The 21,755-nt window shown below is 59.3% G+C and carries 20 protein-coding genes, 1 tRNA gene and 1 other RNA gene; 14 read left to right on the top strand and 8 right to left on the bottom strand.

Annotation, left to right across the window (positions count from 1 at the left end; translation table 11 throughout):
* Positions 1-11: 11 nt before the first annotated feature.
* On the bottom strand, positions 12-551 hold the full coding sequence (locus HD598_RS05935; protein WP_183664488.1) for a DUF1697 domain-containing protein: 540 nt from the start codon (positions 549-551) through the stop codon (positions 12-14).
* Positions 552-588: 37 nt separating this feature from the next.
* Here HD598_RS05935 and HD598_RS05940 point away from each other — a divergent pair, with 37 nt between their 5' ends.
* A complete protein-coding gene (locus HD598_RS05940) occupies positions 589-1,335 on the top strand; it encodes an SDR family oxidoreductase (RefSeq protein WP_183664490.1) in 747 nt (248 codons plus the stop codon).
* A gap of 71 nt (positions 1,336-1,406) precedes the next feature.
* Here HD598_RS05940 and HD598_RS05945 read toward each other — a convergent pair whose 3' ends face one another.
* Positions 1,407-1,934 (bottom strand): dihydrofolate reductase family protein, encoded by a 528-nt coding sequence (locus tag HD598_RS05945; protein WP_183664492.1) that lies wholly within the window; start codon positions 1,932-1,934, stop codon positions 1,407-1,409.
* Between the two features lie 87 nt (positions 1,935-2,021).
* Positions 2,022-2,109, bottom strand: a tRNA-Ser gene (locus HD598_RS05950).
* Between the two features lie 120 nt (positions 2,110-2,229).
* Between HD598_RS05950 and ffs the strand changes: the two genes are divergently transcribed.
* The 5 genes from ffs (at position 2,230) to recR (ending at position 8,321) form a co-directional block, all read left to right on the top strand.
* An RNA gene (gene ffs, locus HD598_RS05955) (signal recognition particle sRNA small type) lies at positions 2,230-2,325 on the top strand.
* 31 nt (positions 2,326-2,356) lie between these two features.
* The gene (gluQRS, locus tag HD598_RS05960) at positions 2,357-3,313 is read left to right on the top strand and encodes a tRNA glutamyl-Q(34) synthetase GluQRS (RefSeq protein WP_311538971.1); all 957 of its coding nucleotides are present in this window, start codon (positions 2,357-2,359) and stop codon (positions 3,311-3,313) included.
* 51 nt (positions 3,314-3,364) lie between these two features.
* Positions 3,365-4,348, top strand: a complete 984-nt coding sequence (locus HD598_RS05965) for a 2-hydroxyacid dehydrogenase (protein WP_183664494.1) — start codon at positions 3,365-3,367, stop codon at positions 4,346-4,348.
* A 61-nt stretch (positions 4,349-4,409) separates the two neighbouring features.
* Positions 4,410-7,664 carry a DNA polymerase III subunit gamma and tau gene (locus HD598_RS05970; protein ID WP_183664496.1) on the top strand — a complete coding sequence of 1,085 codons (3,255 nt, stop codon included), beginning with the start codon at positions 4,410-4,412 and terminating at the stop codon, positions 7,662-7,664.
* Between the two features lie 57 nt (positions 7,665-7,721).
* Complete coding sequence (gene recR / locus HD598_RS05975; protein ID WP_071894220.1) at positions 7,722-8,321, top strand: recombination mediator RecR; 600 nt, start codon at positions 7,722-7,724, stop codon at positions 8,319-8,321.
* A gap of 5 nt (positions 8,322-8,326) precedes the next feature.
* Here the strand turns inward: recR and HD598_RS05980 are convergent, their stop codons facing one another.
* Positions 8,327-9,466, bottom strand: coding sequence for an ABC transporter permease (locus HD598_RS05980; protein WP_183664498.1), 1,140 nt, complete (start codon positions 9,464-9,466; stop codon positions 8,327-8,329).
* Positions 9,463-10,425 carry an ABC transporter ATP-binding protein gene (locus HD598_RS05985; RefSeq protein WP_183664499.1) on the bottom strand — a complete coding sequence of 321 codons (963 nt, stop codon included), beginning with the start codon at positions 10,423-10,425 and terminating at the stop codon, positions 9,463-9,465. Before HD598_RS05985 ends, HD598_RS05980 begins: the two co-directional genes overlap by 4 nt.
* A 179-nt stretch (positions 10,426-10,604) precedes the next feature.
* Between HD598_RS05985 and HD598_RS05990 the strand changes: the two genes are divergently transcribed.
* On the top strand, positions 10,605-11,891 hold the full coding sequence (locus HD598_RS05990) for an aspartate kinase (protein WP_183664501.1): 1,287 nt from the start codon (positions 10,605-10,607) through the stop codon (positions 11,889-11,891).
* Positions 11,892-11,967: 76 nt separating this feature from the next.
* Here the strand turns inward: HD598_RS05990 and HD598_RS05995 are convergent, their stop codons facing one another.
* From HD598_RS05995 to HD598_RS06005, 3 genes are all read right to left on the bottom strand, one after another.
* Complete coding sequence (locus tag HD598_RS05995; protein WP_183664503.1) at positions 11,968-12,483, bottom strand: FBP domain-containing protein; 516 nt, start codon at positions 12,481-12,483, stop codon at positions 11,968-11,970.
* A gap of 254 nt (positions 12,484-12,737) precedes the next feature.
* Complete coding sequence (locus HD598_RS06000; RefSeq protein WP_221244604.1) at positions 12,738-13,160, bottom strand: YchJ family protein; 423 nt, start codon at positions 13,158-13,160, stop codon at positions 12,738-12,740.
* Between the two features lie 125 nt (positions 13,161-13,285).
* Positions 13,286-16,357: a S8 family serine peptidase gene (locus HD598_RS06005; RefSeq protein WP_183666664.1), complete on the bottom strand. Its 3,072-nt coding sequence runs from the start codon at positions 16,355-16,357 to the stop codon at positions 13,286-13,288.
* A gap of 332 nt (positions 16,358-16,689) precedes the next feature.
* On the opposite strand from HD598_RS06005, the gene HD598_RS06010 reads away from it, so the two are divergent.
* The 7 genes from HD598_RS06010 (at position 16,690) to HD598_RS06040 (ending at position 21,745) form a co-directional block, all read left to right on the top strand.
* A complete protein-coding gene (locus HD598_RS06010) occupies positions 16,690-17,589 on the top strand; it encodes a 3-methyladenine DNA glycosylase (protein ID WP_260170673.1) in 900 nt (299 codons plus the stop codon).
* An 8-nt stretch (positions 17,590-17,597) separates the two neighbouring features.
* Complete coding sequence (locus HD598_RS06015) at positions 17,598-18,029, top strand: SSI family serine proteinase inhibitor (protein WP_071894225.1); 432 nt, start codon at positions 17,598-17,600, stop codon at positions 18,027-18,029.
* Positions 18,030-18,194: 165 nt separating this feature from the next.
* Positions 18,195-18,377: a hypothetical protein gene (locus tag HD598_RS06020; RefSeq protein WP_071894226.1), complete on the top strand. Its 183-nt coding sequence runs from the start codon at positions 18,195-18,197 to the stop codon at positions 18,375-18,377.
* Between the two features lie 18 nt (positions 18,378-18,395).
* Positions 18,396-18,578 (top strand): hypothetical protein, encoded by a 183-nt coding sequence (locus tag HD598_RS06025; RefSeq protein ID WP_071894227.1) that lies wholly within the window; start codon positions 18,396-18,398, stop codon positions 18,576-18,578.
* 299 nt (positions 18,579-18,877) lie between these two features.
* Positions 18,878-19,642, top strand: coding sequence for a response regulator transcription factor (locus HD598_RS13745; protein ID WP_183664507.1), 765 nt, complete (start codon positions 18,878-18,880; stop codon positions 19,640-19,642).
* Complete coding sequence (locus tag HD598_RS13750) at positions 19,639-20,217, top strand: PH domain-containing protein (RefSeq protein ID WP_183664509.1); 579 nt, start codon at positions 19,639-19,641, stop codon at positions 20,215-20,217. The genes HD598_RS13745 and HD598_RS13750 overlap by 4 nt, the downstream gene beginning before the upstream one ends.
* Positions 20,210-21,745: a PH domain-containing protein gene (locus HD598_RS06040; RefSeq protein WP_183664511.1), complete on the top strand. Its 1,536-nt coding sequence runs from the start codon at positions 20,210-20,212 to the stop codon at positions 21,743-21,745. Before HD598_RS13750 ends, HD598_RS06040 begins: the two co-directional genes overlap by 8 nt.
* Positions 21,746-21,755: the final 10 nt, after the last annotated feature.

The raw sequence follows: 21,755 nt of genomic DNA on the forward strand, positions 1-21,755 counted from the left end.
ACACTTCAAGATCAAATTTTGGCGAGCACCTTGTCGAAAGTATTGAGATTCCGAGTGGTCACGTGCGGCTTGAACTTCGCTTTCGCCAAGTACTTGGATATCGGAGTATCCAGCGAGGATCCTTTGGGACATTCCCACCAGAGCACATCACCATGAGCCGCAACTCGTTCACCCGCAGCAGCCATGTCTTCGGGGCTGACGGACTCCACAACCTCTGAGATCACATCAGCCGAGGTGGCCAGAACGCCGTAGGCATGATGCGTGGAGGTATCGCGCCCGAAGGGATACCCAGCGACAATCTCGCGAACCTGATCAGGGGTCTTCACGATCACCCACGCCTCGTACCCGAAAGCAGCCCTCAAAACGCCTTCCACCTCGGTTTTCACGTCGGCGGCCGTCCGCCCACCCGAGTCCAGCAAGACGTTACCCGTGGCAAGAACGGTACTCACGCCGTCGTAATCAGCATCCTTAAGAGCCTGCTGCAAAGCGGCCATGCTGAGCCGCACTCCGCCAACGTTGATGCCGCGCAAGAAAACGGCGAGACTGGTCATGGGGCCATCGTAGGCGCCTTGCTAGAAGGGGGACAACATGCGGGTAGCGGTGCTGGGCGGAACCGGAACGATCGGCAAACGGATTGTCCTTGAGCTGAGACGGCGCGGTGTCGAGACGATCGCGCTCTCCCGCGCTCAGGGCGTGGATGCGCTCAGTGGCTCGGGCTTGGTCGCGGCTCTCCAGGGCGTCGACGTGGTGGTGGACGCGCTCAATACGAATACTTTCGCGGCGGCTACGGCGAAGCGATTTTTTATTACGACGGCGAACCATGTCGCGTACGCAGCGCGCGTCAACGACGTGCAGCGTGTGGTGTGCGTGTCCATTGTGAACGCCACAGACCCCGCCGTGCTTCGGACCAACGGGTACTACGCGGGCAAAGCCGCCCAGGAAAACGCGTACCTGAAATCCGGGCTCCCCGTGCAAATCGTGCGCACCACTCAGTGGTTTGAGCTCGCCGAACAGCTCTCCAAGCAACTGCGTGTGGGGCGCTTCGCGGTGGTTCCACGGATGCTGAGTCAGCCGATCGCCGCCGCGCGGTTCGTTGCAGAGAACGTTTTGGCTGATCCGTGGGAGCCGATCGCAGAAATTGGCGGTCCTGCTCCTTTGGATCTTGCTGCTGCCGCGCAGCGCATTGCATCAAAGGACTCTGCCGCGGCCGACTCCGCCTCGCTCAAGGTCTTCCCCATCCCGCTTCCGGGTCCCATGGGTTCTGGCGGGCTGCTGCCAGCGGCGGGAACGCGTACTGATTCTGAGACCTTTGAGCAATGGCTCTCACGGCGTTAATCTGACGCTCCTGCAGAATTTAGACAGACTTGTGACAACTCCATGACTAAAAAGAGCCTAAAAACTTCCCTCTAGGCGTTCTTGAGCACCCGGTAGCGCGTGCAGACGAACGCCCGATTCTGGGCCAGCTCGACAAGCTCGAGGTCTAGTTCCTGCGTGAAAAGTGGCTGGCCGTTGCCGAGCATCACCGGCGCGAACTGGACCCAGATTTCGTCGAGATGACCGGCGGCTGCGAACTGTGAGGCGAGGTCTCCCCCACCTACCACCCACACGTCTTTGCCCTGCGCGGACGCCTCGATGCTTTCAAAGTTTTCGGACACCGATCCGCCCACAATGCGAACGTCTGCGCCGTCCGGAAGAGGCAGGTCCTGATGCGTAAACACCCAAGTGGGCTGAGAATATCCCCACTTGTCTTCGTGCTCTCGCAGCCACTCGTAGGTGGAGCGGCCCATCACGAGCGCGCCCACGTTTTGAACGAACGCCGGGTAGGCCATGGGGCCCTCTTGATCGAAGTCTTGGCGCATGAGCCACTCGAGCGAATGGTCTTCCGTAGCAAGGAATCCGTCCAGCGTCGATGCCGTGTAAAAGATGGTTGCCATGGGACAACCCTAATCCTGACCATTGACACTTAGGCCTACCCAGAAACGCAAAATCGGCCCCTGACTAGGTCAGGAGCCGATTTAACTTGGCGGAGGATGGGGGATTTGAACCCCCGAGGGCGTTAACCCAACACGCGTTCCAGGCGTGCGCCATAGGCCGCTAGGCGAATCCTCCAAGCGCTCTAAGAGCAGGTTCAAGCATAACGGACACTTGCCGAAGTTCGAAATCGAGAGGTCCACCTCACACTGGGCGCCCAAGAATCGTCACCTGACGTTCACCTCGGGTACACTATTAGGCGGCCCCTCATGTGGTGTCATCCTGTGAACTCCCCCAGGACCGGAAGGTAGCAAGGGTAAGCGGGCTCTGGCAGGTGCATGAGGGGTTTTAACGTCTCCGCTTGTTTTCAGCATTGGAGGTTTCAGTGGCTGTGGAAAATCGTGCGGGAAGATACGCACCCAGCCCGTCCGGCGAATTACACATCGGCAATCTGCGTACCGCGCTTCTCGCGTGGCTTTTTGCGCGCAGCACCGGCCGCCGGTTTCTGTTGCGGGTTGAAGATCTTGATCGCGCTCGCGCCGGCTCTGAAGAACAACAAATTGCTGACTTGCAGCGCATCGGCCTGACCTGGGACGAAACTCCGCTTCGTCAGACTGATCGCGGCGATCTCTATCGCGACGCCATCACAAAACTCCAAGCCCGCGGGCTAGTTTTCGAGTGCTTCTGCACGCGACGAGACATTGCAGAAGCGACCTCGGCTCCACACGCAGCCCCAGGCGCTTACCCCGGAACGTGCCGCGATCTCACCGAAGAGCAACGAGCCCGCAAACGCCTCGAGCGGCCGGCCGCCTTGCGCTTGCGTTCCGAAGTCACCGAATCCACCGTGACGGATGAGGTCTACGGGACCTACACGGGCGTCGTGGACGACTTCGTGCTCTTGCGTAACGACGGCGTCCCGGCCTACAACTTCGCAACCGTCCTCGACGATCTCCTACAGGGCGTCGACCAAGTGGTGCGCGGCGAGGATCTGCTCTCTTCCGCGCCCCGCCAGTCCTATTTGCGCTCGCTTCTTTCTCCGGAGTACGACGACGCAGCTCCCCCACTGCGCTACGCTCACGTTCCTATGGTGCTCAATACGAGCGGACAGCGCCTCGCTAAGCGTGATGGCGCGGTGACGCTGGCGGATCTCGAATTGTTGGGGTTCAGCACTGCCGAGGTGGTTGCCGAACTGCTTCTGTCTGTGGGGTTGCCCGGTGATGGAACTCGCAGCCCTTCAGAACAGCTCGATGCCGCCCTGCTCGTCTTTGATTCGCAACGTTTGCCGCGCGAGCCGTGGATCTTCGACGAATTCGCCTTACGTCACCCGGGCAACGAAACGTAGTTTTCAGCGTATCGGTAGACAACAGTTTTAAGCGCTGACTAGTCTCGCGGTATGACCGCCACTGAGAGCACTACCGCACACACTGCCATTTCAGGATCCAACATTCTTCTGGTTTCCGACCCTCACCCGCAGGTCCGTGCTGCGTTGAGGGATGATTACTCGGCCTATTTACTCCCTACGGATGCTGCGGAGCGGGAATCGTTCTTGGCCGAACATGGTGCGGATATTCGGGTGGCTGTGTGCTCGGCTATGGCTGGCGTCGGCACCGAGCTAATGAAGTCTCTACCGAATCTTGAAGCGGTCATGAACTTTGGAGTGGGCTATGACTCCACGGATGTGGCGCAAGCTGCTGAACGCGGCATCGTCGTGAGCAATACCCCGGATGTGCTCAACGAATGTGTCGCCGACTCCGCCCTAGCGCTCTACCTTGACGCATTACGGCAAGTGTCCGCGGCGGACCGCTACGTCCGCGCCGGAAAATGGGAATCGGAGGGATCCTATCCGCTGACCACCCGCGCTTCGGGGCGCACGGTGGGCATCGTTGGTTTGGGTCGCATCGGTGCGGCGATCGCACAGCGTCTTGAAGGTTTTGGTTGCACCATCGAGTACCACAACCGTAATGAGAAGCCGGGCGTCCCGTACCGCTACCACTCCAGTCTCGTGGATCTTGCGGCCTCCGTTGATGTTCTGGTGGTCGCTGCAACCGGAGGCCCGGAATCCCGCGGACTAGTGAGTGCAGAAGTCCTCAAAGCGTTGGGTTCTCATGGATATCTCATCAACATTTCGCGCGGAACCGTAGTGGATGAGAAGGCATTGATTGCAGCCCTTCAGAACGGCACCATCGCTGGCGCTGGCTTGGATGTCTTCGAGAGCGAGCCGCACGTTCCAGAGGAATTGCGCGCCTTTGACAACGTGGTGCTTCAGCCACACGTTGGTTCCGGCACCGTGGAAACTCGCGCGGACATGGCTTCTCTCACGTTGGAGAACCTTCGGAGCTACGTTTCCACCGGAACCTTAGTCACGCCGATCTCCTAGTTTCCACAGCTGGGAGGGGCGCGCTTCACGCTCGAGCGTCAATCCGGATATTGTCTATGGGGTGAGCACCGCCCTTTACCGCAGATACCGTCCCGACGACTTCGCGGACGTCATTGGGCAAGAGCACGTCACCGACCCTTTGATGGCTGCTCTTGAAAAGAACCGCGTCAATCACGCGTACCTCTTTTCAGGTCCTCGCGGTTGCGGTAAAACCACGAGCGCGCGCATCCTCGCCCGTTGTTTGAACTGTGTCCACGGACCTACCGCGCACCCGTGCGGTGAGTGCGATTCGTGCCTCGATTTGCAGCGCGGCGGCCCTGGTTCGCTCGACGTTATTGAGATTGACGCCGCCTCCCACGGTGGCGTGGATGACGCTCGCGATCTGCGCGAACGCGCCACGTTTGCGCCGGTGCGCGACCGCTACAAGATCTTCATCATTGACGAGGCCCACATGGTGACCTCGGCTGGCTTCAACGCTTTGCTCAAGATCGTTGAAGAGCCACCAGAACATATCAAGTTCATCTTTGCCACCACGGAGCCGGACAAGGTCATCGGCACCATCCGCTCCCGCACGCACCACTACCCTTTCCGGCTCGTGCCACCAGAGCCGCTCATGGCGTACTTGCAAGAACTCTGCGATGCCGAACAGGTTGAGGTAGCGCCCGGCGTTCTCTCACTTGTGGCTCGCGCTGGCGGCGGTTCTGTGCGCGACTCGCTGTCCGTGTTGGACCAGCTCATGGCTGGCGCCGGCGAAGAAGGCTTGGATTACGAGCTCGCTGTGAACCTTCTGGGGTACACGCACGCTGCCCTCTTGGATGATGTGGTGGACGCGCTCGCTGCCAATGATTCGGCGACGGTTTTCAATGCAGTAGACCGCGTGATTCAGACGGGCCACGATCCCCGACGATTCGTCGAGGACCTGTTGGAGCGCTTCCGCGATCTCATTATCGTCAAGGCGATGCCGGACGAGGCCGCCCACATTATTCGTGGTTTGCCCGAGGATCAGCTGGCTCGCATGCGCCAGCAAGCCAACGTTTTGGGCGCCAATGAATTGAGCAGAAACGCTGACACCACCAACAAGGCGCTCACCGAAATGACGGGGGCTACGAGCCCGCGGCTTCACTTGGAATTGTTGTGCGCTCGGCTTTTGCTGCCCGCAAGCGATCACACAGAACGCGGCATGGCCGCGCGCTTGGATCGCATTGAGCGGCACCTGAATTTTGCGGAGAACGACGACGCCGCCCCGCGTCCCGCTCGACAGGCTCCGGAGAGTGCCCTCGAACGTCAAGCGAGCCGTGCCGCGAGGTCAGCAAGCGCACCGGTTGCCGCTTCATCGGCTCCAGTCTCCACGGCCCCCGCTTCAACAGGCCCGGTGGCTGCCGCTCCTCCGGCATCTTCGCCGCGAGCCACGGCAGCTCCTGCCCCTGCGCCTACCTCTGCACCCGTATCAACTACTGCACCGGCATCAGCATCGGTCTCGGCGCCACGGGAAACGGCAGCACCTGCTCCCGCTCCAGCCACAGAAGCACCGCGTTCCGGCGCGGCACCTTCCCCGCGGGAAGAATCCATCCCGCCGCGCGGACCAGTTCGTAACACCGCCAATGACGCTCCTGCCTCCCCCGATTGGGGAAACACGTGGGGCGCTCTCGACGACCAGCCACCCGCTCCCCCTGCCCGTCCCGAAGTGACTCAAGAGCGTCCGGCCCAGAAGCGTCCGGCCCAGGATCGCCCTGCTCAGGATCGTTCAACGCAGAACCGACCTGCACAGCGGCCAGCTCCCGAGCAGTCGGCATCCGAACGTCCGACGCCCGAGCGTCCAACTCAGGGTCGAGCACCACAAGAACAACCGGTTCAGTCGCAGCCAGCCCAGCAACAGCCGGCTCAGCCGCAGCAGGTTCCTGCTCAGCAGCCAGCTCGGGACAGCGCGCCAACAAACGGCGCTCAGTCAGGTGGCGCACACTCCGGTGGTGCTGGTTCTGTCGAGATGTTCCGCCGCGCTTGGCCAGAGATCATGAACCGCTTGAGCGAAGAGCGCCGAGCCGTGTGGATGGCAGTAGAACCGCACTCCACGGTGGCCGGTTTTGACGGTCGAACGTTAACGATTGCCTTCTCCAACGAGGGCGCTCTCATGAACTTCCGTCGTCGTGAAGACAACGCGGAGTTGCTCCGTAAGTGCATTCAGGATGTTCTCGGCGTTGGCGTCGCTCTTGACGCCGTGAGTGGAGGGGCTGCTCCTGCGGGTGGTTCGGGCCCAAAAGATAGGGGCCGCAAGGCCCCTGCTCAGCGTTCCGAAGAACACGTTGTGCCGTCTGCCGCTCCTGTTTCCCCTGCTCCTGTTTCCGCGCCTGCTCCTACGAAGACGCCTACGCAGGATCGCCCCGAACCACGTCAACCTGCCCGCCAGGTAGCTGAAGCGCCGGTTCGCGAACAAAGCGCTCCGGTCCAACAGCCTCAATCGCGCTCCGCTGAACCGGTAGAGGCGGCAAAGCCAGCTCAGTCGGTAGACCGACCTCAACCGGTGAGGCCGGCCCCACCCGTTCAGCAGGCCGAGCCAACCCGGCCGGCGGCAAGCGCGGCACCTGCAAGTGCACCGACTGCGAGCGCACGGGCGACGAGCTCTGCTTCCACGCGCCCTGCAACGCCTAGCTCGAACGACGCTTGGCAATACGCGAATGACATTGAACCGTGGGATCCAGATGGTGACCCATGGGCCGGTGCTGACGACTACTCGTGGGAACCCACCCCTGACGAATCGCCAGCCGAGTCTCCGGCTCCATCCATGTCAGCGCCATCGACGCCATCGCCTTCCACGCAAGTCCCTCCGACCACGGCCTCGCGCTCGGAAGGCGAGCCTGCGTCGTCGTCCTCTGAAGTTCGGAGGCCCGCGCAAGCTGCGGCACCGTCGCCAGTGGCGGCTCCCGCACCCCGTAACGGCGGAAGTGCACGCCCTGTGGCTCCACCACCTCCGGCTGGGGATGCTGAGAACTGGGGTTGGGAATCCGCACGGGATGCGGCTCCGGCTACCGCGCCAGAGCCTGAACCTGCGCCGGTAACGGAACCGCAAGAGAAGCCGATGTCGCAGCGGATCGCCGAAAAGTTGGTGCCCGCGAAGGACCAGCAGGCGGCTGCATCGCAGGCCACGCCTCCGGCTAACCCGCAGCAAAGCGGCGTAGAATCGTCCTACGTCGATGAGGTTCCCAGCGATGAGGACCCCATGATCGAAGATTCCATGTTGGTGGGTCGCGCGGCTGTTGAACGAGTGCTCGACGGAAAGTTGATCGAAGCTCGAAACCTCGACGGCACCCCCATCGTCTAAGAGCTCTTCGCTAAGTTTCTCGACGCTTTATCCGCGACTGCGGGGATTTGAGGATTCGTGTATCAAGGTGCCGTTCAAGAGCTGATTGATGAGCTGGGCCGTTTGCCTGGCATCGGACCGAAATCTGCTCAGCGCATCGCCTTTCATATCCTCGATGCTGACCCGGAGGACATGAAGCGCCTCGCTGACGCCATCCGGATCGTCAAAGACAAAGTGAAGTTCTGCAAGATCTGCTTCAACGTCACCGAGCAAGAGACGTGCAACATCTGTCAGGATCCACGCCGCGACGAAACCATCATTTGCGTGGTGGAAGAGTCCAAAGACATCGTGACGATCGAACGTACGCGCTCGTTCCGCGGCCGCTACCATGTGCTCGGCGGCGCCATCAATCCGATTGGCGGCGTAGGCCCAGAGCAATTGCACATCCGCGAGCTGATCACGCGCTTGGGCGACGAGAAGATCCAAGAAATCATCATCGCCACGGACCCCAACCTCGAAGGCGAAGCAACCGCCACCTACCTTGCGCGAATGCTCAAGAGCATCGGCATTAAGGTGACCCGCCTAGCCTCCGGACTGCCGGTAGGCGGAGACCTCGAATACGCTGACGACGTGACGCTGGGCCGCGCATTCGAGGGCCGCCGTAGCCTGGTGGGCTAACGCACCTACGCCACACGCATTCCCGGCGAAAGCTTCTTCACCGGCGTCTTCAAGCGGTTCCTCGCTGCGGTCATGAGTCCACCCAAGAAGATCACCTGAATGGCCATACCGATAGGCCAGCTTGGGAACACTTGCGGATCCGGAAGCTCGGAAAACTTCTTGCCGTTCAAGCATTCGTGCTGGTACTCGGGTCCCGCTTGAGCGCTTCGCATCAATTGGCTAATCCCCGTGAACAGCTCTCCATTGGTGACAGTATTGACGTCGTACGGCTCTCTAGCAATATCCGCGACCATCACAAATGGGTTGGCTGCCAATATCCAGGCGATGCGTTCAGTGTGCACAATGTTGGTGGTTTGGGTAGCGGTGCTGCACTGAGAATTCTCGTTGTACCAATCGTTGATGGCTTTTCCATCCGATGAGTTCAAAACCTCCGCGGGCGGCTCCATAATGGGCGCATCCATATACCGACCCGAAACCTCTTCCTGGCTCAGTTGAGCGCTCAGTCCAAAACCAATGAGCGTTCCTACGGAGAACAAAGCCACCAACAGGTACGTTCCGAGTACGGCGAACAGCGAGCGCACGGACACGGAGGAAACAGCAACGCCAAGACCGGTCATCACTAGCAGTTCGAAACCCAGCATGAGAATGAACAACAGCATTCGGCTGAAGTCCACACCGCCAAGCGCGAAAGACAGCACAATGAACGGCAGCGCCACCACCAGGAACGCAAGCGCTGAGACCCAGGCTGCCAGCCATTTTCCTAGGATGATCTGCCACGGCGTAAGCAGCGTGTTTTGAATGATGGCGAGCGTGCCATTTTGACGATCGCCCGTGATGGTGTTGGCGGCGAAAGCCGGAGAGATCAGCAGCGCGAACAACAGGACAAAGAACAACACGGTTTCAAAGACCAGCTGACCCGATTGCCCTCCGAACATGCTGTATTCGTCATAGGGCCTAAAGGACGCGATGACCGCCCAGGTCACCAAGCCAATGATCACGAACCAGACGCCCATCATCCAGTACCAGCTACCCGAGCGCAGGCGTTGCATGAGCTCCATCTTAAAAACGGTTCGGATGCCCGCCTTGAAACCCAAAGTCCCATCCACACCCACGGGATTCCGCTCCGTGTCTAGTGCTTGGCTCATGACCGACCCTCCTTGCTTCGCTGCATCGCGTTGACGTAGCTTTCCTCGAGCGCACCGGCGGCCGGCGCAAATTGCGTAATGGGAATCCCAGCGGAAACCAGCCCGCTCAGAAGAGCTGCGGCGTCGTGCTCAGTAGCGCACCGCACCACAAATTCTTGCCGGTGTTGCCTCCGCACCTCACCAAATTCCGTACCGCTCGCCTCGAGCGCCGCACGCAACCGTGCCTCATCCAGCGAAATCAGCGCGTACCGGCGAGCCTGCGCCCCGGCCTCGGTGATGGTCTGCACGTCAACGGAACGGCCATCGGAGATAAAGACGGCGCGGTCGGCCATTTCGTCCAGCTCAGAAAGAACGTGGGATGAAATGACGACGGCGCGGCCCGCGTCCGCGAGACGCCTGATCAGATTGCGCAAATCAATCCGGGCGCCCGGATCAAGTCCAGAAGCGGGCTCATCCAGCAGCAAGATTTGGGGATCGTGGACCAGCGCACGTGCGAGCGACAAGCGCTGCTGCTGACCTCGGGACAACACCCGTGAAGGCCGCTTCGCGAGCGGCTGCAACTGCACCAACTCCAGCAGATCGGCTGCGCGGGATTCAGCCGCGCCGCGGGTCATGCCATAGAGCTGCCCCACCATCACCAAGACCTCCGTGACCGTGAGCTGCTCCCACACGCCCAGGGTGTCCGGCATCCAGCCAATCTGCGAGCGCACGCCGCGAAGATTGTCCTCCGGGGTGATCCCGTTGACCGTGATAGTTCCGGCATCTGGCTGCAGAAGGGAGGCCAGCATGAGCAGCAGCGTGGTCTTGCCTGAACCGTTCGGCCCCACGAGCGCGGTTACTTGACCCATGGGTGCATCAAAATCAATGGACTTCACGGCGGGCACATCCCCGAAGGAACGTGCGAGACCCCTCGCCACAATTCCGTCCTGCACGTCCAGCGTGCGCTCAGTTGTTGTCATGTTTCCCAAGGTACGGAACTGCACCACTGGTCGGGAGGTACCTAGGTATGATCTTTGCCAGCATTCCATCAGACCGGACACAAGGTTTGTCATGAACGGCCACGTGAATGCGTCCTGCCTTTAGAATAGGAACCGCGTGCGTCCGCGCGCCCTGGGAAAACTAAGGAAAGTGCAGTTATATGAGCCTGATCGTCCAGAAGTTTGGCGGCTCGTCCGTCTCCGACGCGGACGGCATCAAGCGGGTTGCACGGCGGATTATGGACACGCGTGCTCAAGGGCATGACGTGGTGGTAGTGGTCTCCGCAATGGGTGACACTACCGATGATCTTTTGGACCTCGCAGGGCAGCTCACCGATGACGCGCCAGCTCGCGAAATGGACATGCTCCTCTCCTCCGGTGAGCGCATCTCCATGGCGCTTCTTGCCATGGCCATCGACGCCGCAGGCGGCAAGGCCGTTTCCTTCACCGGAAGCCAGGCCGGCATGGTCACGGACGCCGTTCACGGCAAGGCTCGCATTATTGAGGTTTCCCCTGACCGCGTACGCAAGGCGATCGAGCGCCAGCACGTGGCGATCGTTGCCGGCTTCCAGGGTATGAGCAAGGACAGCCACAACATCACCACCATGGGCCGCGGCGGTTCGGACACTACGGCGGTGGCCCTCGCTGCAGCGCTCGATGCGGATGTGTGTGAGATCTACACGGACGTTGACGGCGTGTACACCGCGGATCCGCGCATTGTGTCCTCCGCCCAGAAGATTGACAAGATTTCTAGCGAAGAGATGTTGGAGATGGCCGCTTCCGGCGCCAAGGTCCTGCACCTTCGTTGCGTTGAGTACGCACGTCGCTTTGGAGTCCCACTCCACGTGCGCTCATCCTTCAGCACCAATGAGGGCACCTGGGTGCTCCCCAGCCCTGACGACAAAATCAAGATTCAAGAGGGAGAACCCTTGGAACAGCCCATCATCTCCGGCGTTGCACATGACCGCTCTGAAGCTAAGGTCACGATTGTTGGCGTGCCTGACATCCCAGGTAAGGCCGCAGAGATCTTTGGTGTGATCGCGGGCGCTAACTCGAACATCGACATGATTGTTCAGAACGTCTCCACCGCGGGCCGCGGCAAGACGGACATCTCTTTCACCCTGCCGATCGTTGAGGGCAAGGATGCGCTTGCTGCGTTGCACGAGGCTCAAGAGCGCATTGGCTTTGAAGGCGTTGAGTACAACGAGCAGATCGGCAAGCTCTCGCTCATCGGCGCCGGCATGCGCTCCAACCCAGGCGTTTCTTTCCGCTTCTTCGAGGCGCTATCCGCAGCGGGCGTGAACGTCGACATGATCTCCACCTCCGAAATCCGCATCTCGATTGTCACGGATGCTGACAAGTTGGATACCGCGGTCAAGGCTGTGCACACGGCCTTTGATTTGGATTCCGACGACGCAGCTACCGTTTACGGAGGCACCGGCCGCTAAGTGCGGCTTGCGTGAGAGACGAAGCTCGAACGCCTCCCAGTTGCTTTTGCACTGGGAGGCGTTTTTTGTGTCTGTACTACTTTTTCAAGAGCTCATCGACGTGAGCGAAAATTCCTTTCACGTTCGCGAGCATTCGCTCGATCTTCTCGTCGACCGTGAGGGTCTCCTCCATCTGACGGATCCCCTCAGGCTTTTTCTTGCCGAGCGCGTAGGCAACGCACTGGAGATCGGAACAGATGTAGGTCCCGATACTTCCGTACTTGTCTTGCGAGGACTTTATGGTGGGGATGGACACCATCGATACTCCGCTGGAGGGGTGGAGCGTGAAACAGAGCTGGCACATGCGAGCCCCGCCGCCCTTGGCTGGGGTCTGGTTTCGCTCCATCAACAACCCCTGCAAGCCTTCCGTGGTTTCAGCCACGAGGTACGCGCGTTGAGGAGCCTTGGGATCCGCCCAGCTCAAGAAGATCTGCTTCTCCCAGTCTGCGGAATCTGCGTTGAGGATCTCTTTGGGGAAGTTGATGCGCTGAGCGGCACCTTTGGAGCAGTTGATAAAGCTCTTGCGAAGAGCTGACTCTGAATGAGAGTGCATGGGAAAACCTTTCGTGGGCACACCAGACGTGGCCTGGAAATTAGAGGAAAACAACAGATAAGTGGGTACGAAGCAGCATTGGGTTCCTGCCGGTCACCGAGGACCGTGGAACTCCAAGAGATGGAACTGTTCGCCGCTGAGTGAAGATACTCAGCTCTTATCTATTGCTGGCGCGCATGTAGCCGCCGACCTCCTACCGCCCTCTAGGGCTAGAAAAATTGAAAGGTGATTCAGAAGAAAGTAGCAATTCTACGTTAATCGGAAACTTCGCCGTCTACGTAGAACCAACGCTTGTTCTCCCGGCGGAAATCGCTGACTTCGTGCATCCGGAAGCGCTTGCCGTGGTCGTTATGGTACTGAGCCACGAACTCAACGGTGCCCTCGCTATCAAAGGGACCACCCGCCGTCGTACTCACAATAGTGAGCCGATCCCAATCCAAGCCAGGTGTACGCAGGTCTTCCAGATCAGGGCGCGTTTCCGGCGCCCACGTGTCATACACGTACTGGGCGAACTTGTCCGGGTCCGTGCTGCTCAGCGCGTAGGCCGAGTAGCGGGAGCGCATGAGCGCCTCTGCGGTGGGGGCTGCTTCGCCAGCATGGAAACGGCCGCAGCACGCCTGATAGGTGTCGCCACTGCCGCACGGGCAACGAGTTTCGTCAGTGATCTTGGTAGTCAAGGCACCAGCTTATCCGGTGGTCTCGCGCGAACGCAGAGCAAAAAAGTGAGGACCCCCAAGCCGAAGCTCAAGGGCCCTCACTCTGGAGAGATGCAACGCTAACGTTGCCGGTTGTTAGCTAGCCGTTAGCTCTTCTTCAAAGAAGACTTAGGAAGCTTGTCAATGTCCGACTGGTTGTAGACCTTGACGTTGGAGGTGGAAACAGCAGCACCGTTGGTGCCGACAGCGACCTTGACGCCTACGGCAGATCCTGTGTCACCCAAGATCACGGAGCCGTACCAGTTACCTTCAGTGAGGCCGTCCCATGCGAGGTTCACAGTGGAGGTCTTACCGTTGGCGAGTGCCAGTGGATCTGGGGAAGCAGTCATGTTGCCTGCGTCGCCCGTGAGGCCCACGTACTCGATGGTGGCGTTTGCTGCACCATTGTCATTCGTGGCGTACAGGTTGCCGATCACGTAGTACGTGCCAGGAGCTGGGTTGTTGATCACGGTGGACTCCGAAGCGGACTCCGTTGCAATCTGCAATACCTGGTTGCCTGGCGTGACGATGAGCATGTCCCAGTCATCATTCGCGTCATCAGCGTTCACGGAGAAGGTAGCCGTCTTGGTTCCCTCAGCAACCTTGACAACCTTCGTTGCCGTGGAGCTGTTAGAACCGATGACAGCGCCTTCGCCCGGCTTCTTAGCACCGGTTGGGGTCACATCGCCCTTGGCCAAGCCAAGAACCGAAAGGTCAGCGTTGGTGGTAACGCCGCCCAGAACATCGAAGGAGCCCTTTCCGGAGGCACCGGAGAACTCAACGAGGTTAGGAGCCGCGACAGCCAACGGACGAACCGAGACTGGGCTGTTGACGGAGAACTGAGCCTTGCCCTTGCCAGCGCTGTTGCCGATGCCGGTGCCCAAATAGTTCCAGGACAACGAGCCGTGCGTGAACTTGTTCGTTGCAGCAGACACGTTCTTGAAGGTGACGGTGAAGGACTTCTTCTCGCCAGCCTTGGCAAACTTCAACGTGGATGGCGAGACCTTGACGTCAACACCAGGAACGTTTGCCGAAGCTACGTAGGTGCCCTTGGTCAGTGCGGTCACTTCGCGGGTCACGGTGACGTCGCCAACCAAGCTACCCACTGCGTAGGAGGCAAGGTTCACGTTCTTTGCGTCAAGCTCACCGTTGATGAGTGCATCCCAGTCATTCACGTCATTTTCGTAAACGAGGCCTGGGTTCGTCATCTTGTTTGGATCAGCTTCACCGGCGCCGGTCGCGAAGTTGTCGAGGTTCTTGGAACCATCGTTATTGAGAACGTCGTAAGACGTCGTCATCATCGCGGACTTCACTGCCGACGGAGACCACGTTGGGTACTTCGAGAACATGAGTGCGGCGTAACCGGCTACATGAGGGGCAGCCATCGACGTACCGGACATGAAGCCCGTTGAGTCGCCGTTGTATGCCTCTGGAACCACACCTGCAAGAACGTTCACGCCAGGGGCTGCGAGGTCAGGCTTGAGCAAGTCAGAGCCCTCTGCAAGAGTCTGGCCGCGGGAAGAGAATCCAGCGATCTGAGGGAGTGGGGTCTGCGGGAGACCGGTGGTGTCATGGTCAACCAAGGATCCCGTCAAAGATGGGTTAGCTGCAACGCGGGTCTTGATCTCTGGGTTAGAGATGTGGACCGTTGGAACGGCGTGAACATCTGAATCCTCAGATCCCGTGGTGATGTTGACCAGCACCATGCCGACGCCGCCGGCGTCGCCAACTACTACGGACTTTTCAGCACGAGCGTTGACGCCACGGTCACAAATGACAATCTTGCCGGTGACCTTGGCTGGGTCAAGCGAGTTAGGCAAGCAAAGCGCTGCGTCAGAAGCCTTTTGGCCTGCTGCAACAGCATTGGCGGAGAGCACCAATGGCTTGTCATGAACTTCGCTGGACATCACGGAAACGCCGCGGTATTTCGTGCCATCAGACAACTCGACGGTTCCCATGAGCTCGTTCGAGAACGTGGAAGCAGCAACCGTGGTCAACCATGGGGACGCGTGGTTGACCGTGGTTGGCGTTGGGCCGGAATTACCAGCAGATGCGGAAACGAAGATGCCTGCAGCCGCTGCGTTCTTGAACGCGATAGCAACAGGATCAACAATGCTGTTGTTGTTACCGGAGATGGAGTAGTTCAGCACGTCGACGCCATCCAAGATGGAGGCCTCAATAGCGTCCACGGAAGCGGAGGTGTAGCAACCACCCGTGTCAGGATCGGTGTCTTCCCAGCAGATCTTGTAGACGGAGAGCTTGGCTGCCGGAGCAATGCCGGAGCCCTTGCCGAAGTCGCGACCAGCGGACTCAAGGTCCACTCCGTAGTTACCTGCGGCGGTGGAGGCCGTGTGCGTGCCGTGGCTTCCCACGTCAACGGGAGAGATGACTTCTTCAGGTGCACGCTCTTCTTCAGGAACGGACCCCACGAAAGCGTCAGCGAAGTAGCGAGCAGACAACACCTTGTCATTGCAAGCGCTGCCGTCGAAGTCCTCACCCACCTGACATTCACCCTTGAAGATGGAGCCATCGGCCTTAAGCATGGCGATATTGCCATCCTTGTCCAGGTATGGCTGCCCAACCGTTGCCTTGCCGGAGAGAGGCTTGACAGGGTTGCCCTTGAGGAAGGCGTTGTCTGGGCGGTAGCCAGAGTCAATAACGCCGACCACAGTTCCCTTGCCGGCGTTTTCAATTCCTCCGTACTGAGTGGCCCAGCCACCGCTCTTACCACTCAAGCCGAGGAAGTCGGTGGAGGTGTAATCAGGAGCGAACTGCTTGTCCTCAGCAACGGTCAACACGTTCTTCTGCTTGGACAGTTCAGTTGCCTGAGCAGCGGTCAGCTTCGCAGCAAAACCATTAATGGCGACCGTGTAATCCTTCTGGATCTTGACGCCCTGCGACGATGCAACAGCACGCTGCTGCTTGCGCAAGTGAGCCTCGTAGGCCTTGACGTTCTTATCACCCTTGTTGATCTTCTTGCCTGGCGCGGGCTTGGTGGCGGCAATGCCGGAAACCCCGCCCTCGTAGGAAGCTACTGGCGCATCCTTGAGGACCACAATGTAATTGCCGTCTTTGAAGGTCTGCTGGATCTGGCCAGCCACCTGAGAGGTGCTGTTCTCGGGTGCAGCGAATGCGCTGGAGGCCCCGAGTCCCGTAGTGATGAGCAATGGGAGACCCATCGCTACGGCGGTTGCGCGGCGCCACGATTGGCGACGGCGCGCAGGCTGATCTTGTTTCACGGTACTGGATCGCCTTCCTATGTTTGTGCGAATGCGTGGCTCATACGAGCCACAGTGTCCCCCAGCACCGCCATACACGGATGTGATGTACCCCACGAAGCTGGGAGATGTGAAAGAAATCTATCGGAATTAACTTGGTACGGGAAGAGGGGAATGAAACTCTTCCTGAATAAATTCATGGTTGCTTGTTGCGCAGGCGTTACAAGTACGTAACGCGCCCCCGGCCGCCGCGGAAGTTTCAGGCCTACGCGGTAAGGCTGGATAATGGAATGATGCGCTCTTTGACGACACTTTCCTTTCACGATTGGAAGCAGTCCGAGCGCGCCCACCAAGCCCGCGTAAACCGTTATGTGCAGCCGTATCTCGAGCGCAGATCCAGCGGCAAAAAGCATCCCGTTGAGGATTTTCTTTTCACGTATTACGGCCACAAACCCGGCCAACTTTTGCGCTGGCAACCGGGCGCCGGCGTGGCCCTCGAGGGTGCCGCAACCACCGATCGAGCAGCCTGGAAATTTAACAAAAAAATTTCTGAATCCTCGGAAGATATGACGGTGGACGTCGAGCGTTTCATGGCCGAGCGAGGCAGCACGGTGGATTTCGTGCGCTACCTCGTCTCCATCACCCGGCAGCGCCCAGCTAATTTTGCGTGCTTTGGCCTGCACGAGTGGGCGATGGCCTATAAGTCGGGCGTCAACGGCGTGCGCCACGAGTATCTGCCACTTCGCCTCGGAGCCACCGGCACCGACGCCGTCGTTGAGGGGCACAAGATTCGCTGCTCCCACTTCGACGCTTTCCGCTTCTTCACTCCGCAAGCAACACCGCTCAACGAGCTCCAGCCCACACGTGAGTTACAGCGGGATATGGAACAGCCAGGGTGCCTTCATGCCGCCATGGATCTGTATAAGTGGTGCTACAAGCTCACTCCCCTCATTTCCAGCGACCTCTTGATGGATTGCTTCGAACTCGCGTGGGATGTGCGCACCATGGACATGCAGGCCTCCCCGTACGATCTCGAGGACTGGGGCTACGAGCCCATCGCGATCGAAACCCCGGAAGGTAAAGCCCGGTACGTTGAGTTCCAGCGCGGCTTCGCGGAGCGCTCAGATGAATTACGACGACGCCTGCTTGCGGCACTCTCCCTCGTGGCGGACACTGAATCCATCACGAAGTGAGGGATCCAATGAAGCTTCTCAAGACATTCACCACGGCACTGCTGGCCGCCAGCCTTCTCGCTCTCTCAGCTTGCGGCTCCACCAACCCGAAGGACGGCATGAACGCGGACCTCACCATTGATATCAGCGCCGACGGCACCGCCATCAGCGAGTCCTACCGACTCATCTGCGCCGAGGGGCAACCAGCCGAAGGTACTACGCATCCCCGAGCTGCGTCGTCGTGCGAGGTACTGAAAACTAAAGGTGAGCAACTGCGGGCGCTGCCGCGCAAGGATCAAATCTGCACTGAAATCTATGGCGGCCCACAAGAAGCGACCATCACGGGAACCCTCAACGGCGAGCCCGTGAATAAGAGCCTCAGCCGCAAGAACGGCTGCGAGATTTCCGAATGGCAAGCCTTCGTTGAACTCGTAGGCCCCGGCGGGGCCGACGGCATCTAGCCAAAGGTCTTAACGCCGCTATCCGAGCGGCTATTTTCGGTGGTCAATAGATGACTCGAAATCGACTTTTGGAGAATATCTAAGAGATTCTTACAAACCTAACGTTGGAGATAGCTCAAGAACACCAAGGTTCTGAGCGGGATTCACCTCACGTTAGGAATCATCATGACCACGTCAGTCGTCAACTTCATCTCCTACTGCCACACCCAGATTTGGCGTCACGGTTTTGCAAAGGTCTACGCCGTGATCAAGTGGGTCATCGCCAACTGGCGCACCGTCGCTTCATGGATCGCCCGCGGTGACTCGTTCTACACGATCATTGTCCGCATCATCAACATCGTTTTCTAAGCGAACGGCGGCTCAAAGATGCACATCTTGATTCTTCGCTTGCTGCAGTTCGTCTGGACTCTCACCGCCCGCTACGGCAGTGATCGCATCTGGCGCGTGGTGTGGTTCATTACCAACAATCCCACCAAGGTTCTCTCGTGGATCAAGGGTGGACAGTCATTCACTAACATCGTGAAGCGCATTATCGACCTCCTCTACTAGAGGCTTCGCGTCATCAACAGACGGGGGCTTGGGCTACGAACTTGATTCGCGGCTCAAGCCCCCGTCTTTGCTTTGCCTTTGCTTTAAGCCTCACGTAATAAATCCACACTTTAACTTAACGTCACGGAGCCCACATGGGAATTCTCTTCGATTAGCCGATTGGCTAACTGGCAGCGCATGATTTCCGGGGTATATCTTGAGTTACATCAGTCCACCAGTTGGAAGAAAAGACTACTCATGAAACCACCTACGTTACTCATCAGTAGAGAAGACCGCAGACAGACTGAAGGGACCGCCTCGTGGCAACTGTAGACGTGATTATTTCCTCGAAGGACACGCTCTTGAGCTCTGCGTTGGCCCAGCTCATTAACTCCACGGGTGAGTTTACGGCGACGCCAACGAAAACTCGCGATGCTCTCGAGCTTCATCGAGAACTGCAGGCTGCAGAGGTCAATTTACTCATCGTCGCAGCCGACTCCGAAGAGCAAGAGACCGCCCAGCTCATCCGCAATCTCAGCCACCATTCCCTCGAAACGCGAGCCATCGCCGTCGTCAGCTCCCCCAGCCCCGCACTCGCGGCGCTTATGTACGGAGCGGGAGCGCGCGGCGTCGTAGGTTCTGATGCTTCCCCGTGTGAGCTCTATACCGCGCTGCGGGAAGTCCAAGACGGTCACTTTTCCGCGTCGCGTTCAGTGTTGCGCACCGTGTGCGACTTTGTCCGCGCCGCCCCGCCTCCCGAGATGTCCGCGAAGCTCTCCCCCGCAGAGAAGCTGTCCGCTCGCGAGCATGCGGTGGTGTGTCTCTTGACGAAAGGCATGACCAATTCGGAGATCGCGCGCGAGCTGTTCATCGCCGAACCTACAGTCAAAGCCCACCTGGGCCGCGTCATGAATAAGTGGAAAGTGCGAGACCGCGTGCAAGTGGTCATCCGAGCGCTCGAAGCTAAAATTGTTGAGTTCCCTGAGAATTCCATCCGCATGGATCCGGATAGCCTGCGCGAAGCTTCCGCTTTCGCCCAACACCCCAGCAACACGTATCGGCACCTGCATCAGGTGCCATCGTGACGGCGCCACGACTCAGGTACGCGCACAGCCTGCCTGCTCAAGCCCTGAAATACCTCAACATTCAAAGCAGTATTCAGCTGATCATCGTCATGGGGTGCGCTGCCGCCTTGGCGTCCTGGCTGGTTCCAGAGCCGTGGCGAACCTGGATCCTCATCGCTATTCCGGCGCTGACCGTGATTTCGCTCCTCGTGGAGCTTCCTTTCATGAATCGACTCGAGGTCAAGCACACCAGTTATGAGGTGACCACTACCGAGGTGCGCTTGCGCAAAGGCGTGCTTTTCACGCGGGACACGGTGATTTCCGCGGCTCAGATTCTGAACGTGTCCGTGGCGGAGGGGCCGCTCTTGCGCAGGTTTGGCCTTGCGAAGGTCCAGTTCACGTCGATCTCCCACATTGAGCCGTTAGGTCCGGTCACGCTCGAACAGGCCAACAGCATTCGCGCCACACTGCTGGGCATCTACGCGTCAGCGACTGCCCCGGATTCCGCGGCGGTGAGTCCTGAACTGGCAAGTCCCGAGGCAGCAAGTCCCGAGCCGGAGAATTCTGAGCCCGCGAAGGTTTCCGTTCATGGCTGATCTGGCACCCAACGATAGCCTCGCACTGAAGCGACTTCCGGCGTCGTCGATCCTCGCGAACTACCTCCTCAATTTGCCCACCGTGGCGGGCCTCCTGTTCGGCATGTACGTGTATTCCACGAACACTTCCCTCTGGCCGGGGCCGTTCATGCTGTATGTCTTAGGATTCCTGCTGGTATTGCGATGCGTGCATCCCCCGTTGGATTGGATTTTTTTCCAGTACGACGCCGCAGCTCACCACCTCGTGACGCGGTCCGGTTGGTTTGCCAAGACTTCGCGGACGATCCCTTGGGAGAACGTGTCCGTTCTAGATATTGAGGAGCCGTGGGCCTACCGGCCGTTCGGGCTTTCCCACATTTCTGTTCGCGCGGGTGGTAGCGAGGACACCAATGTGGCTCTCGAGGGTGTGCCGCGAGAAGTTACCGAGTTCATCACCGGCCGGCTCTCGCATGTTCGCGCTTCGAGCTCGGAAAGCGTCGGAAACCACGCGCCCGCGCAGGATTCGGCACTGGATGGCAAGGTGTTGGGCGGCACGTTGCTCTACCGCGCCACGCAGAGTGAATTGATCATTGCGTGCCTTGCTCAAGGCCAGTTTCTGGTCCTGGGTGGAGGTTTGGCTTATGGCGCGCATCAGATACTCGAGGACCTGGGATTGTCTTCCTCGGCCATGTCCTTCTTTGGCCAAGCACCCCTGATCAGCGGATTAGTGCTGGGACTGTGCGTGGTTGCCCTCGGCGTTGCGCAGATGCTGATGAAGTACCACGCGTTCGAGGTGCGCAACGTGGACGGTCGAGTCTATTTGGCCTACGGGCTATTGAGTCGACACGTCCGAGAGATCCGACCCGAAGGTCTCGTGGGCTTGCAGTTGCGGCGGAACATCTTTGAGATGCTTGCGGATCGGGTGCGTTTGTCCCTGCTGACGAAGGACTCAAACGAACAGCTGGGAAGCAACCTCATGCTCCCGTCGCTTCCGCGCGATGCCGTGCAAGCTTTCGTTGAAACACTGACGGCGTCCTACCCGGCGCTCAAGGATCATTCGAAGATGGAGATGACGCAGCGCTCCGGGCGAGGCTCTTTTGTGCGAGGCGCACTGCTACTCGCGCTTGTGGCGGGGCTTATCTATCTGGTCCTCACCCGAATCAACGAGCTCTGGGATCTGTGGCTGTGGGTGAACGTGGGCTTGGGGATCATCGTCCTGGTGATCTCTACACAGCTTGTTCAGCTGATGACCGCACGGTTAAAAGGCGACGCGAGCACGTGCCACTGGAAGTGCTCAAGCGTCATGGACAAGGAGCTCGTGGTGTCCACGCCCGCAGTGCACTTCGTTGACACGTTCGGCACTCGAGGCGAGGGTTTGAACATCATGAAGGTTCGCTACTTCGCAGGTTCCGCACGGTCCCTCATGGCCGTGACCCGCGGACCGCAGGTGCACCGAGCCATCAGTTCCGCGGTGACGGCAGTATCGCCGGGCATCGCCCGGCAGAACAGCACTCGGCTGACTCAACGCCACGAGCGACTATCCGCCTGAGACGATCGGT

Source organism: Neomicrococcus aestuarii (genome assembly GCF_014201135.1).
Taxonomy (GTDB): Bacteria; Actinomycetota; Actinomycetes; order Actinomycetales; family Micrococcaceae; genus Neomicrococcus; species Neomicrococcus aestuarii.

Bases quoted from the DNA above. Each gene is read 5' to 3' on its own strand.
- HD598_RS05935 (WP_183664488.1), bottom strand. From the start codon at position 551: ATGACCAGTCTCGCCGTTTTCTTGCGCGGCATCAACGTTGGCGGAGTG.
- HD598_RS05940 (WP_183664490.1), top strand. From the start codon at position 589: ATGCGGGTAGCGGTGCTGGGCGGAACCGGAACGATCGGCAAACGGATT.
- HD598_RS05945 (WP_183664492.1), bottom strand. From the start codon at position 1,934: ATGGCAACCATCTTTTACACGGCATCGACGCTGGACGGATTCCTTGCT.
- HD598_RS05965 (WP_183664494.1), top strand. From the start codon at position 3,365: ATGACCGCCACTGAGAGCACTACCGCACACACTGCCATTTCAGGATCC.
- HD598_RS05980 (WP_183664498.1), bottom strand. From the start codon at position 9,466: ATGAGCCAAGCACTAGACACGGAGCGGAATCCCGTGGGTGTGGATGGG.
- HD598_RS05985 (WP_183664499.1), bottom strand. From the start codon at position 10,425: ATGACAACAACTGAGCGCACGCTGGACGTGCAGGACGGAATTGTGGCG.
- HD598_RS05990 (WP_183664501.1), top strand. From the start codon at position 10,605: ATGAGCCTGATCGTCCAGAAGTTTGGCGGCTCGTCCGTCTCCGACGCG.
- HD598_RS05995 (WP_183664503.1), bottom strand. From the start codon at position 12,483: ATGCACTCTCATTCAGAGTCAGCTCTTCGCAAGAGCTTTATCAACTGC.
- HD598_RS06005 (WP_183666664.1), bottom strand. From the start codon at position 16,357: ATGGGTCTCCCATTGCTCATCACTACGGGACTCGGGGCCTCCAGCGCA.
- HD598_RS06010 (WP_260170673.1), top strand. From the start codon at position 16,690: ATGCGCTCTTTGACGACACTTTCCTTTCACGATTGGAAGCAGTCCGAG.
- HD598_RS06015 (WP_071894225.1), top strand. From the start codon at position 17,598: ATGAAGCTTCTCAAGACATTCACCACGGCACTGCTGGCCGCCAGCCTT.
- HD598_RS06020 (WP_071894226.1), top strand. From the start codon at position 18,195: ATGACCACGTCAGTCGTCAACTTCATCTCCTACTGCCACACCCAGATT.
- HD598_RS06025 (WP_071894227.1), top strand. From the start codon at position 18,396: ATGCACATCTTGATTCTTCGCTTGCTGCAGTTCGTCTGGACTCTCACC.
- HD598_RS06040 (WP_183664511.1), top strand. From the start codon at position 20,210: ATGGCTGATCTGGCACCCAACGATAGCCTCGCACTGAAGCGACTTCCG.